Genomic DNA, 14,252 nt, shown 5'->3' with positions numbered 1-14,252 from the left:
AATAATCTCTAGCTGTTTTCATATTATTTTCCGCTTACACGTGCTTTGTCGTTCTTATTTTCATCAAAAGCTGCCATAATCGCTTCTTCTTCTGACAGACCGTCGTTCATTCCTCGTTCAATCGCTTCAAGCATGCGCTTAAAGTCTTTCGGAATAACCTTCACAAATTGGTGTACTGCTCGATCCCATTGATTAAGCAATGAAGCAGCAAGCGAACTGTTTGTATACGTTACATGGTTCTGAAGCAGCGTTTTTAATTTAGTAGCTTCTTTTTCTGTTTCCACCCGCTCAAGTAAAACCATTTCTTTATTGCAGCTAGCTTGTAATTCGTTGTCAGGGTCAAGGACATAAGCAATACCTCCGCTCATACCAGCCGCAAAGTTTTTCCCCCAGCTTCCAAGGTTCACTACAGTCCCTCCGGTCATATACTCACAACCATGGTCGCCTACACCTTCTACCACTACGTCTGCTCCACTGTTACGCACAGCGAAACGTTCACCGGCCATTCCACGAATATAAGCCTCGCCGGAAGTGGCCCCATAAAGACTCGTATTCCCGATCAATATACTTTCTTCTGGTGCGAACGTAGAGTTTTCAGGAGGATAAGCATAAATTTTTCCTCCGGAGAGGCCTTTTCCGAAATAATCGTTGGCGTCCCCTTCAAGCGAAAGAGTCATTCCTTTTGGAACAAAAGCCCCAAAGCTCTGGCCGGCAGAACCATTAAAGTGAAAACGAAGTGTGTCTTCAGCTAATCCCTTTAAGCCATGCTTTTTTGTGACTTCATTACCGACAATAGTACCGACAACCCTGTCAGTATTTGCAATTGAAAAGCTTGCCTCGATCGGTGATTCATTTTCAATAGCAGCTGCTGCGATTGGCAACAACTCATTAACATCCAATGACTCAGCCAATTGATGGTCCTGCTCCAAATGGGCAAAATGTTTAGATTGGTCCTCTTTTACTGGGCGATACAGCAGATTAGAAAGGTCTACTTTCTCTGCTTTCCAGTTATCGACCTCTTCATTCGCTTCAAGTAAATCGGTGCGGCCAATCATTTCATCAATGGTTTTAAAACCTAATGCGGCCATCTCTTCACGAAGTTCTTCTGCGATGAAATGCATAAAGGTAACGACATGGTCGGGGCTGCCCATAAATTTCTTTCGTAGTTCAGGGTTTTGCGTGGCCACGCCTACCGGACATGTATCAAGATGGCATACACGCATGACAATACAGCCTAAGACAACAAGTGGAGCAGTTGAGAAAGCATATTCTTCAGCGCCTAAGAGAGAGGCCACTAACACATCCCGGCCTGTCATGAGCTTACCATCAGTCTCAACTTTAATACGATTTCGTAAATTATTAATGACAAGCGTTTGATGGGTTTCAGCTAAACCGAGCTCCCAAGGAAGACCAGCATGTTTAATACTCGTTCTGGCTGCAGCACCAGTTCCACCATCATAACCGCTGATTACCAAGTGATCAGCACGCCCTTTTGCCACGCCGGCTGCAATCGTCCCCACACCAGTGCCGGACACAAGTTTCACACTGATGCGTGCATCTGGATTGCTGTTTTTAAGGTCATGAATAAGTTGGGCCAAATCTTCGATTGAATAAATGTCGTGATGCGGTGGCGGCGAAATTAAACCTACGCCAGCAGTGGTACCGCGAACAGTAGCTACCCAAGGGTATACTTTATTGCCTGGCAGCTGTCCACCTTCACCTGGCTTGGCGCCTTGCGCTACTTTTATTTGGATTTCATCAGCATTTACTAAATAGTTACTTGTTACCCCAAAGCGACCAGATGCTACCTGTTTAATAGCACTTCGTCTGAGATCACCGTTTTCATCAGGGGTGAATCGATCTGGGTCTTCCCCGCCTTCTCCAGTATTTGAGCGGCCGCCCAGCCGGTTCATTGCAATGGCTAATGCTTCATGCGCTTCTTGTGATATTGAGCCAAAGGACATTGCCCCAGTTTTAAACCTTTTTACAATAGCTTCGGCCGGTTCCACTTCTTCAAGTGGAATTGGCGTGCGGTTTGTCTTCGTTTTAATTAAACCGCGCAGCGTTGTTTGATCTTTTTCTTGTTCGTTAATCGCTTTAGCATATTTTTTATATAGTTCATAGTCATTCTGGCGACAGGCGTGCTGGAGCATATGAATAGTGTGCGGGTTGTATTGGTGCGGATCGCCGTTTCTCCGCCATTGGTGATCATCACCTGCATCCAGCGTATCATCGCGTCCTTCAGCTTCATTAAAGGCCCGTTCATGACGCAACAATACTTCTTTTGCAATCGTTTCTAAGTCTACTCCGCCAATTCTTGAAGTGGTCCAGGTGAAATAGCGGTCAATAACACTATTATCAATCCCCACAGCTTCAAAAATTTGGGCACCTCGATAACTTTGAATCGTTGAAATCCCCATTTTAGAGAGGACCTTCATAATCCCTTTTGTAGCAGATTTGATATAAGCTTCCACTGCTTCTACATAAGAAATATCTTCTATTAAACCATCTTGAATCATGCCATCTATAGAATCGAATACAAGGTATGGATTGATAGCTTCAGCTCCGTAGCCGAGCAACAAGCAGAGGTGATGCACTTCTCTTGGTTCACCTGATTCTACAAGGATGGTCACCTTTGTTCTTGTCCCTTTTCGAATCAAGTGATGATGAAGGCCAGCTACTGCCAGTAAAGCAGGGATTGGCGCCTGGTCTTTTGAAACGTCGCGATCACTTAAAATCAACACAGAAGACCCAGCTTCAATCGCTTCATCTGCAGCGTCAAATAAATTTTCAAGCTTCAATTCCAATTCTTTTGCACCTTTATTTGCGTCAAACACAATTGGCAATGTTGAAGCTTGAAAACCATCCCGTTTGTTAGCACGCAATTTAGCAAGCTGCTCATTGTTCAAGACAGGCGTGTTCAAATAGATATGCTTGGCACTTTCAGGTTCAGGATGAAGCAGGTTGCCTTCTTTTCCAATTGTTGTCCCAACAGCTGTTACAACCTCTTCTCGAATCGCATCAATTGGCGGGTTTGTAACTTGGGCAAATAACTGTTTGAAATAGCTGTATAACAGTTGAGGTTTCTTTGATAATACAGCCAGGGGCGAATCATAGCCCATTGATCCTACCGGGTCTACTCCATCAGTAACCATCGGCAAAAGTTGTTTGTTCAATTCCTCAAACGTGTAGCCGAAAGTTAGCTGACGATCTAACAACTTCTCATGATCCGTATTATAAACTTCTGGTGTCTCCATCACATCATCAAGGTCACATAAGTACTCATTCACCCATTTTTCATATGGTTCTTGACCTGCAATATCTGCTTTTAATTCCTCGTCAGGTACAATCCGCCCTTCCTCCAGATCTACTAACAGCATATGGCCGGGATGAAGACGTTCTTTATACAACACATTCTCTGGTTCAATATCTATGACGCCAACTTCTGAAGACATAATAATCTTGTCATCTTTTGTGACATAATACCTTGCTGGTCGCAACCCGTTTCGGTCCAGGCAAGCTCCAATTTGGCGGCCATCTGTGTATGCAATAGCAGTAGGGCCATCCCATGGCTCAAGCAAGCAGCTGTGGAACTGATAAAATGCTTTTTTCTCCCGCGACATATGAACGTTATTCTGCCAAGGCTCTGGAATCATCATCATGGCTGTGTGAGGCATGCTGCGACCGGCTAGTGTTAAAAATTCAAACGTGTTATCAAACATTGACGAATCACTGCCGTATTGATCAATAACAGGGTGGATTCGTTCTAAATCCTGGCCGAATTTTTCAGACGTGAATACTGCCTCTCGCGCGTGCATCCAATTCACATTACCTTTTAATGTATTAATTTCCCCGTTATGAATCAAGTAACGATTCGGATGAGCACGTTCCCAACTTGGAAACGTATTCGTACTAAACCTTGAATGCACAAGAGCAACTGCTGTCTTAAACTCCGGGTCATTCAGATCAGAGTAAAATTCATTGACTTGCTTTGTTGTAAGCATCCCTTTATAAATAATCGTTCTAGTCGACAAACTTGCGAAGTAAAAGCTGTCTTCTTCAGCCACAAGTGGTCCTATTTCTAGTTCAGCCCGTTTTCGGATTACATACAGTTTTCTTTCAAAAGCTTCTTGATCTATTTCTGCAGGTTGCTTCTCAATAAACAACTGTCGGATCGTTGGACGCGTGCTTTGGGCAGCTTTTCCTAACATTGTCCCGTCCGTAGGCACGGTGCGCCAACCTAAAAGCTTCATGCCCTCTTCTTCTATAATAACTTCTACCTGTCGTTCAGCTTCTCTTTGCCTTCTTTCATCTTGAGACAAAAAGAGCATGCCAATCCCGTACTCCCCAGCAGCGGGCAGGTCAATGCCTTCTTCTTTTGTTTTCTTCTTAAAGAAAGTGTGAGGGATCTGCATTAAAATACCAGCGCCATCACCGGTATTTGGCTCATCCCCTTGGCCACCTCGGTGTTCCAGATTGCGCAAAATGGTAAGTGCATCCTCCACTATGCTATGGGAGGGAGTCCCCTTAATGTCCGCAAGAAAGCCTATACCACAATTATCTCTCTCGAATTGAGGGTCATATAAACCTTCTGCTTTTCTCATTTTCATTCCACTCATACCCTCTACACCTCTCTCAATTCTTTATCTGGTCAAACCTTTAGCAACGGAAGCCGTAATATACAAGATCATATCATTTTTCTGAAACTTCGGCAAATTATTTCTCAAATCAAAAAGTTATTGAAAACGCTTACTATAGGGGTGTGAAAGGAAAAAAAAGTGTTTAACAAAAATTACTCAATTTATGATATATACATTCATATGCATTTTTATAACCTTTGCCTGCATTTAATTTCTTTTACTTGCATGAAGAAAAGCGATTGTAACTTCGAGGGCTTTATTTAGTTCAACGGAAGCTTCCACAAACGGATGTGAACTGTTAAACGTGTGATTCGCATCTTCAATCCATTTCAACTCTCCAATAGATGCGTGCTCATATAATGAACGAGCAGATTGGAGTAACCACTCTCCATCCTCTGTGCCTTGTACGATTAAAAGCGGGATCGTTGTTGTTTTTATTTTTTCTAATATATTAAACCGGCTTCCATGTTCCTCAATTTCATTTAATAGCGGCTGATGCAGAGGCATATCAATGCCTATACGGCTATTTGGAATGTAGCCGACTCCTTTTTCGCGAATTTCTTTCTTAATGTCAGCTGAAATAAAATCGATCGAACTAATTCCGTTCCAGCTGACCATTCCTTTAATATCAACCAGGCTAGTCTCAGTCCCATAAAGCATGATATCTCCAGCGCCACGGCTGTGGCCTATTAAAAAGACATTATCGATATCCATAAACTCACAATAAGGTACTTTTTCATTTACAACTGCTGAGAGCAGGTATTCCAGGTCCTCCAACTCATCTGCAAACGTATTTTCGGCAAATTTATCCAGCTCATCGAAAGATTCTAAGTCAGGTCCTACTCCGTTTTTTGAATAATTAAAAGTAATCACATGAAAACCAGCTTGGCTTATTTTTTTGGCAGCATACGGAAAAAAAGCCCAATTTTTAAAACCTTTGAAACCGTGAGATATAATAACGAGCGGCTTTTTTCCGCTCGTTCCTTCCGCAGTGAAAACGGTTCCTCGAATGATTTGATCAGCTGAACGCTCAAGTACAAATTCTTCTTGCATTTTATACCTCCATTCGTTAGTTTTTTGTGAAAAATTCAAATGCATTCAATTGCCAGCCTTCTTCGATTCTTTTTTCATAAAAGCTTATCTTTCCACTTTTATGAAAAAACAGAACGGTTTGACAGCGAGTTCCATAAGAATCGCTTTTAATGAAAATAGGAGCAAGAAGCTTTTCTGTCTCTATCCCCACTCCTGTGTCTGGTAGGTGGCTTGTTTTCGGCTGCTTCCGATCACTTAACAAGTTAAAAAGCGGGGCAGCCAGCTCATCTTCTGGGTAGGTGTCGATCGCTTCTTGAAAACGTTCAGTCGCTCTTTTTGTTTTTGGCCAAGAAATCGAACGTTCAGCATTGCTGATAACATGAAGGCCAGGCTGCAACTTCTCGAGTTTTCTAGTTTCACTGGACAAATAAAGAAATTCTTCTCTTTCGTAAGCTAAAAGATTAAAGCCATTATAATAGTCGCTTTCTTCTTTAATAGTGGCACATGTTGTTTCTACCTTACTCGTTGCCGTAAGCACATCAGTTACAAGCTGGCCTCTGGACCTCTTTTTTTGCTGTTCCGTTTTTCTAATATTAGTGACAGCTGCTAGTTTTCCTTGTTTGGTCACTCCAAGCCAGCTGCCACCGGCCTTTTGGTCTCTTCCTGCTAATATATTCTTATTCTCACCCCAAAAATGGGCAGGCTGGGCCGGACGTTCGTACGCCTCGTCACGATTAGCTGCTACAATGAGTGGATAATTCGGAGTAGCGAAATAACTAACGGCAATTAAACACATCACTTACTTCCTCTCTAGTTCGTGTCCTCTATATCTTCAATCGATTTGCGGCCAATGAAACCTTCATAAACACCATGGTAGTGGGTCATAAATTCTTCACCTTGCCTCCAGCAGAGCAGTACTACATCACCATTAATCATTGCTGGAAAATCTACTAATCCTTCATCTACTCCTTTAATTAAAATGCCTTCTTTTTCAAATTGTTCTATATTTGCCTTTGCTTGCCAGTCTAAAAAATCAATGGAAGCTTCAAGCAAAAATTGGTCCTCTTTACTAAGCACCGTGCGCTCGGCTTCTTCTGTCCCAGCGCTTATATTTTCAAGTCGATGCATCTTCATTTCAAATTCACGTTTTAATGACTGCAAATGAACAATCAGCTCTTTAACTTGTGGCAGCCAAGCATTAGCTTCAGCTATGGTAAAATATCGTTGAAACACCACGTTACCTCCTATCTTTTCATTCGAACTTGAAACTTTTCCTTGTTTGGTATCGTATCGAATTTACAGATGAAAATAAAGCATAAGCGACGACATCGGCCAAAACATGATACAATACGTTCAAACCGAAGGAAATAACGCGATCCGAAAAGGAGGATTGTGATGAGCAATCAAAACGAAGAAATAAAAGATGTAAATACAGACCTTCCGCAAAACGAAGAGCAGGCAGCTGAAAGTGACGCAAAAGAATATTTTGATAGATTCCGCTCCTCTGATGATACTGATGACTTATTAAAAGAACTTGGTGGACTTGGAGAAGCTGAGCAAGCTAATGCTGGTGAATCTCTTGACGCCCTGAAACGACCAGTTAATGAAATGATGAATCAAAAAGGAAATGAACTGCCAGAGAGGCTGCACGAATTAAAACAAGTAGTAGCTGAACTTGAACCAGATCATCTCCAGGAAGGAAAACTTCAAAAAGTACTAAACAAACTGTTGCGTAGAAGCCCGATGGAACAATATGCAAGAAAATATCAAACAGTCGAAGCGCAAGTAGAGAATATTATCGAAGCCCTTTTAACTGGCAGAGATAAATTACAAGAGGATAATGTGATGCTCGACCAATTAAAAGACACAGCCAAAGCGCGCATAACTGAACTCGATAAACAAATTGAGACAGGCAAACAGTTAAATGAGATGCTAGAAGCTGAAATGCTGTCAGAGGAATGGCGAGAAAACCCGGCCCCACTCCAAAAAGGACAGCAAAAAGTAGTCTCAAGAGTGAAAAATATGTCCCAAGCGGTTATGGTTCTCCAACAGTCTCTTGCTTCAGTAGACATGATTAAAGAAAATAACGAGAAACTAGAAGAAGCAATATTTAATGCGATTACCATGACCAAAAATATTATTACGGTTACTGCTTCAATTCAAATGGCTTTAGGCAATCAACGAGATGTCATTAATGCCGTCCAAAATGTTAATGAAGCAACTGAAAATATGCTTCTTTCGAATGCAGAAACATTGCGTGCCAATACGGAAGATACATTAAAAACACTAGAAGAACCAGCAGTTGCTATTGAATCATTTCGTAAAGCTTATGAAGACGTCAATGCAGCAATTGAAATGACAGAAGCCTCAAATGAACGCATTGTAGAATCAGGCAAGAAGTTCATAAAAGAATTAGACCAACTTAATGAAGAAATGCGGACCAAGCTGCTTGATTAAAGAGGCCGGTCTGTTTGGAAGTAGGTGAGTTCCTTATGAAAGATTGGTTTGAACAACAGTGGCTTAAGTTTTTACTTCCTGATCATTTAAAGCCAGTAGACGATCAAATTTTTTCAGACCCTAATGGTTTAGCTATCGTAAAAGAAACAGAAGCTGCCCTCGAAAAAATCATTCATCATGCGATTAGTACGCAAGCCAAAAAGCCGGCACAAACTTTTAAAAAAAATGATCAAAGTTTTAAAATGCGACTGAAAATCAATCAAAAACGTTTTAAATTGTTGAGCTATGAGACGGCCCAGTCGGATGCCGCTATTAAGAAAAGAATAGTAATTGAATGCTTGCGAAAATATGAACAGCCAAAAAGTCGCGCTAAGCGCTTAAAGGAAGCGTCTGTGCATTACATGAAAAATGGGAAAACCTATGTGCGAAGCCTTCATAAGTCTCCTCATTTTCAACGTATTTTTAATCAACTAGATCAATTGGATGACGCTCTTTTAGGCCAACTGCGCAATGTCCCTTCCGCTTCTCAGCAGACAAGGGACCAGCTTGAAAACTCCACCGGTTCAAAGGAAGTAGATCAACTCCAAGGAGCTCTTGCTTCATTAAAGAGGGATATCCGGCGTCAGGAAGGTAAATTTAATCATGTGCTCACCCATCGATTATCGATATTAATCGATCAGCTCGAACCATTAAGCTCCAAAGCAGAGCAATTGGATATTGAAGAGAGACACCACATTCGCAGGCTGATCACAAAGGACCTTCCTACACTTATTGAAGCATACGAAACCCTTCCTGCCGAAAAGCAAGAAAGTGAAATGGAAGCTTTTTACGAAGCGTTGATTAAGATGGAATTAAACATCCAGCAATTCCAGGCTAGCATTAATGCGGAAAAAGAAAACCATTGGGAACAGCTTCTGCGCCTTAATAATGTACGATATGACCGCCATTTAAAAGACAGAGAGTGACGTCACCTTTCTGTCTTTTCGTATGTTCATACATACATATGCCTCTAAAAGACCAGTATGTTGTTGAACCTTTTTAAATTAGCAGTAACTACCCTCTAGTAGACATTAACTACTACCTCGTTATTTATTTTGAGGTAGGCTCTGTTTGGTGCGAATGTTGATAGTTTAGACGTATGTTGCTTGTAGATCAAAGCGCAAGCCTTCGGGAATAGCATTAGCTGAAGAGCCTGCAGGGTGGTTTTCACAAGGAATGCAGCGATAACCGAGGCAAGTGAGCGTTGTTTAATGAAAATCAACAGCAACATTTTACAAAGCCTTGGTATAAAATTCTTTACGATGCTTACTCTTTTCAATACACTGAATATGAAGATGCTGGAAATAAAGGGGGAAGCCTTTTGAGTGGACATAAACCGATCTGCGTTGCAGAAGATGTATATTTAATTGATGGATTCGATCTGAATATTCCAAACCGAACCGGTAGTTATATCTTAATAGGAGATAAAGTCACTATTATAGAAACAGGACCTGGCTTAGCTGTTCCACAAATCTTAGCTGGATTGGCTGAGCTTAACATCGCAAAAGAACAAATTGCACACATTATTGTCACCCATGTGCACCTTGATCATGCTGGGGGAGCCGGCCACCTGGTTAACGAATGTCCTAATGCTACTGTATTTGTTCATCCTAGAGGTTTGCGGCACTTAGCCGATCCCAAACGTCTGGTCGCAGGGACTCGTGCTGTTTATGGAGAATGGTTTGAAGAATTGTTTGACCCTGTTCTTCCGATTCCAGAGCACCGTTTAAAAGAAATGAGCGATTCTAGCCGACTAAACATCAGTTCAAAGCGCACGTTAACTTTTATCGATAGCCCCGGTCACGCCAATCATCACTTTAGCATATATGATAGTCAGACCCATGGTGTTTTCACTGGAGATACAGCTGGAATCCGCTATCCTGATTTAGAATATTACAACGCCGAGCTTTATCTGCCTTCGACTTCACCGAACCAGTTCAATCCAGAGGCGATGCACCATTCTTTAAAAAGGATTTTTAGCTTGAAACCGAAAACCATCTTTTTTGGCCACTTTGGCCCTTCAGATAACACGACTCAAATCTATGAAGAAGTAAGCCAGCGCTTGGAAGACTTTATAACGATTGGAACTCAGGTATACCAAGAACATGGCAATCAAACGGAGCTTGCTCAACAATTATTTAATTATGTTGAAAAAGACCAAGCTTTAGTAAAGATCCCGGAAGAACACCCAGTTCGTTCAATGATTCAATTGGATGCAGACATTTCAGCGATGGGCCTGTTTGATTATTTTAAACGAAACAGTAAGGATTAAATCTAACGCTAAGCAGGACTTTCCTTTTAAAACTTGATCGTTCTCTTACCTTTTAAGTATAATATAAAAGGACTTTGTCGTTTGAATTAGGCACGATGGTTTGTGACATTAATAATTTAATTATTTGATGGAGTTATTTGAACTCTTATCTGCTGCTCCTAGAGCATAAAATTTGATTAAACGTGGAAAAAGTGAGGGTTTCGATGGACCGAAAAGAAGCCAAACAGTATGAAGGTAAATTAGTAATTGTCGATGAAAAAGAACAAGGAACGTATATTGGTACTTTAACCGAAGTACACGCACCACCCAGGAAAGCATGGAGTGGATTGATTTCAATCCAAGGGGTATATTCCTATCCCTTTCTCGACCAAGGCGGCGCATTAATTTATCAACAAGGTGATATTGTAGAAGCAACAGGAAGCCGTATCCATGCCTATGAAGATGAAGCACCCTCATCCTATTCGGCCACCGTTCTTGTTGCTATTGAAGAGCGGATGAAAGAAATCCAGCTTAATCTAGAGCAGTTGCACCAATATGAACAAAAACTGAATGAGCATAAAATGGCTTTTAACAGCAAATCAATTGCTCAGAGTACCTCTTCTATTCATCCACATACAGAAACAACCGAAGCTGAAAAAGACCCGGATAATGACACGCACGCTCTTTACGAACTTCAGTTAAAACGGCGTAGTCCAGTGCTAAAAGATACCACCACTGGAGAATTTTTAGACTTAATAGGCTGTCCGTTTGAATTGGAAATCCAGCACCACGATACCTGGGTCTCTGCCTACCATGAAGATGGATTTACGTTTATAACAGAAAAGAATGAACGGGTGCAGGCCACGCAAGGTGCAACTGTGCGTATTCACCGCCAACAGTTTGATCCGTTTCAAATTTTGCTGAATGAATTAGAAGCCCCGTCGAAAAAAACATTGGACCAATGTGTTCAACGATTTGGATTTACCCGCAAAGACCTGAGTCATTGTCACAATACCTTGTTGCATCAACTATTACAATCAGAGAATGAAACTACGTTTTCTGGTGTAAATCTGTTAATCTTTCAAAATCATGAATCTACTTTATTTATTCAGCACTTATATGAAAGAGAACTCCTTGAGGATGATGACGATACCGTATATGACCGCTTCGAATGCACGACTGACCAAAACATACGCCATATCGTCACTTACACCAATTCCTTTACAAAAGATAAATACAAAGAGTAACACCCGTTCATATACACGGTTTTTTCTGTCCTACTGAACTATGTTCCATTTAAATAGTTTGATTTTGCTTATGGCTTCTGGCTGTTCGCCGTTTGCCGCGAACGCGGCATGAGTCTCTTCGATGCTCGGCGAGGGTTTTGTGGGCTCCCATGACCCGTATTTCCCACATGAGCCCGCAACCTCGTTTCCACCACCACTAATAAAAAAAGAGGCAGCCTGCTTTACTAAAAGCTAGGCGTGCCTCTTTTTTCTATTGGCTGCTTTCGCCGTCTTTGTTGCTTTTGGTTCCCCCAACAGAAGGCTCCACGCGGGCAGGGTTTCACATACTACCAACGCAAACATTCAGCTGCATGTTATTCCTCTTCATCCTCCCTTTTCTGGTTGAACGAAGTGGGTCGATAAGAATACCAGCTATGAATCGAACGGGCATCATCTTCACTTAAGTCTTTCACTTGAAATGTTTTTCCTGCGGCAGTGGATAATACAGCTACAGAAAAGTGAGCAAGGTCCCGGTATTTTTGCGTTACCGTTCGTGCGTACGTTGCGTCTTGAATTTTATGGCGCGGCACACTTACTCGGGCGAGCTGAAACAAACGACTTTGTAAAAGGACATATGACTCGCTTTCATCAAGTGTCCATCCCCCACTATTATACCGCCACCAGCCAAGTGCCAGAGCGACTGGCACAAGAATGAAACTCCAAGCGCCATACGGTACAAACAGAGACGCTCCAAGCGCCACCGCGAAAACAGGCCCAGCTGACCGTAGTAAATAACGAAGAAGTGCACGCCGAGGCAATGAGGTCAATGGACGTTCAATTGGAAAATCAGTTACAAAATGCTGAACAGTCTTTTCCAGGCTGCGAAAAGGAACCATTGGAAGTAACAGTGTCGACCCTTGTTCTTCTTGGGAACCTCCTCCTGCACTTTCTACATATACCGAAGCAAAGCGAAACGGTTGACGGAGCGGGCTGATGACGACGCGGACCGCAGTGATGCGATATGTTTTCAACGTTAACTGTCTCCGTTCTAGCAACCCTCTGGAAACAATGAGATCGTCACCTTTTTTTTCTACTTTAAACCGGCCATATTTAATTAAGGTAAGCCCAATCGCAATTAACCAAGCTAAGAACGCAATCACCACAATTAATAACAGTATAAACAAAATACTTGAAGCGAGGAAAAAACCGATCGTATTTTCATACACATGGGTCGGAATGAATTGATCGAATTGAGAAAAGAGAGCTGCTAGTGCCGAAAAAACGAGCCCGACACCCCCAGAAGTAACAGCCATCAACAATAAATGCGATTTGGGCAGGTGCCAACGTACTTCTGGGCCTACCGGGGCTGATCTCCCGGTTACTTGTTCATCAGCTGTTATTTCCCTCTCTTCATTTGTACTATTTACACCCTCTTCATCAGTACCTGGTTCAGATAAGAGTTGTTGTTTAATGTTCTGCGCTTCTACTTTTTCAAGCGCGACCATTTCAACTTCTGGTTCTCCCCCGCCGCCTGCTGTTTCAATTTTCACCTTAACTAAACCAAACAGCCGCTGTAATATACCCGCGGTCACATCAAAGCTTTGTACACGTTTTCGACGGATATATCTATTTTTCTTTACAAAAACGCCATGCTTGATATGAAGTTCGGTTTCATTAAATGTATATTTGTAAAACAGCCAATTAAAAATACTAGTTATTAAGAAAAAAACAATAAAAGCAGGCAATAACCAGCGAAAGGAAAATCCTCCACCGGTACCTCCTACAACAAAAATCAAAATGAGCGGAACAATAAATTCTCGTAAGCGGGTAAAAAAGAGAATTAGAATAGCAGCCGGGTGCATGCGTTTTTCATTATTCATCGGCATCAGCCGTTTGGGCGTAGCCTGCGATTTGATCTCTTAAATCGTCAGCTACTTCGTCAGTTAAAGCAGGGATTTGATGAATCGTTGCGGCTGTAGAAATCGAAACAGCCGCCAGCCGGTAACGGCGGTAAATCGGTCCCTGTTCTGTATCTACGTGCTGCACCCGTGCCATTGGGATTAAAACCCTCCGTACAATAAACACTCCGTACTGAATATCAATTTCTTCAGCTAATACTTCATACCTCCACCTTCTCCAGCGAACAGAAGGTATGATAAATGTTTGTACGAAAGATAAGAATACCCAGCCTACGATCAACACCCATAATAACCATTCCGGCCAGCCGACGCCTTCATAAAGAAAATAATAGCCGATAGGAACGATAGCAAAAAACAAACTTTCTATCGCTCCTTTGAGCCGCCATACAGGTAACGCTTTTTTTGAAATTTTTTCAGAAGGTTCACTACGCATCCTTTTCCTCCATGTCTCTCTGTTAATTACTCATCGACTGTTTCGTCATCAACGTATATAATCTCTACGCCTAATGATTTTAAATAAGTGAGCACCGCTTCATTTAATGTTTCATCCCGGAGCAAGCCAAGGGACTCTACAAGTTCAAGTTCGGCCAACTCTTCCTTTTCAGCCTCTTCCATCAGTTCAAGTACTTCTTCCATTCCGCGCTTCTCTAGTTCGTCTTTAAGAGCTGCTGTTTCCATAATATTTCTC

General features: G+C 42.0%; 11 protein-coding genes. 4 read left to right on the top strand and 7 right to left on the bottom strand.

The features are described 5' to 3' along the window. Positions 1–23: 23 nt before the first annotated feature. From gltB to D469_RS0105220, 4 genes are all read right to left on the bottom strand, one after another. A complete protein-coding gene (gene gltB, locus D469_RS0105235; RefSeq protein ID WP_018922322.1) occupies positions 24–4,619 on the bottom strand; it encodes a glutamate synthase large subunit in 4,596 nt (1,531 codons plus the stop codon). 228 nt (positions 4,620–4,847) lie between these two features. Beyond that, positions 4,848–5,693: an alpha/beta hydrolase family protein gene (locus tag D469_RS0105230; protein WP_018922321.1), complete on the bottom strand. Its 846-nt coding sequence runs from the start codon at positions 5,691–5,693 to the stop codon at positions 4,848–4,850. A 16-nt stretch (positions 5,694–5,709) separates the two neighbouring features. Then, positions 5,710–6,468 carry an NRDE family protein gene (locus tag D469_RS0105225; protein WP_018922320.1) on the bottom strand — a complete coding sequence of 253 codons (759 nt, stop codon included), beginning with the start codon at positions 6,466–6,468 and terminating at the stop codon, positions 5,710–5,712. A gap of 14 nt (positions 6,469–6,482) precedes the next feature. Next, on the bottom strand, positions 6,483–6,905 hold the full coding sequence (locus D469_RS0105220; RefSeq protein ID WP_018922319.1) for a DUF2203 domain-containing protein: 423 nt from the start codon (positions 6,903–6,905) through the stop codon (positions 6,483–6,485). Between the two features lie 162 nt (positions 6,906–7,067). On the opposite strand from D469_RS0105220, the gene D469_RS0105215 reads away from it, so the two are divergent. From D469_RS0105215 to D469_RS0105195, 4 genes are all read left to right on the top strand, one after another. Further along, entirely contained in the window at positions 7,068–8,129 is a 1,062-nt protein-coding gene (locus D469_RS0105215) for a toxic anion resistance protein (RefSeq protein ID WP_018922318.1), read from the top strand. A 35-nt stretch (positions 8,130–8,164) separates the two neighbouring features. Continuing rightward, on the top strand, positions 8,165–9,094 hold the full coding sequence (locus D469_RS0105210) for a hypothetical protein (protein ID WP_156816910.1): 930 nt from the start codon (positions 8,165–8,167) through the stop codon (positions 9,092–9,094). 395 nt (positions 9,095–9,489) lie between these two features. Further along, positions 9,490–10,440 carry an MBL fold metallo-hydrolase gene (locus D469_RS0105200; protein ID WP_018922315.1) on the top strand — a complete coding sequence of 317 codons (951 nt, stop codon included), beginning with the start codon at positions 9,490–9,492 and terminating at the stop codon, positions 10,438–10,440. Positions 10,441–10,643: 203 nt separating this feature from the next. Then, positions 10,644–11,666, top strand: a complete 1,023-nt coding sequence (locus tag D469_RS0105195) for a DUF2777 family protein (protein WP_018922314.1) — start codon at positions 10,644–10,646, stop codon at positions 11,664–11,666. A gap of 353 nt (positions 11,667–12,019) precedes the next feature. On the opposite strand, the gene D469_RS19705 is transcribed toward D469_RS0105195, so the two are convergent. From D469_RS19705 to D469_RS0105180, 3 genes are read right to left on the bottom strand one after another with little or no spacing between them, the layout of a single operon-like run. Next, positions 12,020–13,525 (bottom strand): PH domain-containing protein, encoded by a 1,506-nt coding sequence (locus D469_RS19705; RefSeq protein ID WP_169577110.1) that lies wholly within the window; start codon positions 13,523–13,525, stop codon positions 12,020–12,022. Beyond that, complete coding sequence (locus D469_RS0105185; protein WP_018922312.1) at positions 13,518–13,997, bottom strand: PH domain-containing protein; 480 nt, start codon at positions 13,995–13,997, stop codon at positions 13,518–13,520. The genes D469_RS19705 and D469_RS0105185 overlap by 8 nt, the downstream gene beginning before the upstream one ends. Positions 13,998–14,023: 26 nt before the next feature. After that, complete coding sequence (locus D469_RS0105180; RefSeq protein ID WP_018922311.1) at positions 14,024–14,242, bottom strand: hypothetical protein; 219 nt, start codon at positions 14,240–14,242, stop codon at positions 14,024–14,026. Between the last annotated feature and the right edge of the window lie 10 nt (positions 14,243–14,252).

Origin of the sequence: Salsuginibacillus kocurii DSM 18087 (assembly GCF_000377705.1) — a bacterium.
GTDB classification, from domain to species: Bacteria; Bacillota; Bacilli; order Bacillales; family Marinococcaceae; genus Salsuginibacillus; species Salsuginibacillus kocurii.
This window is presented reverse-complemented; position numbering and strand designations above follow the sequence as displayed.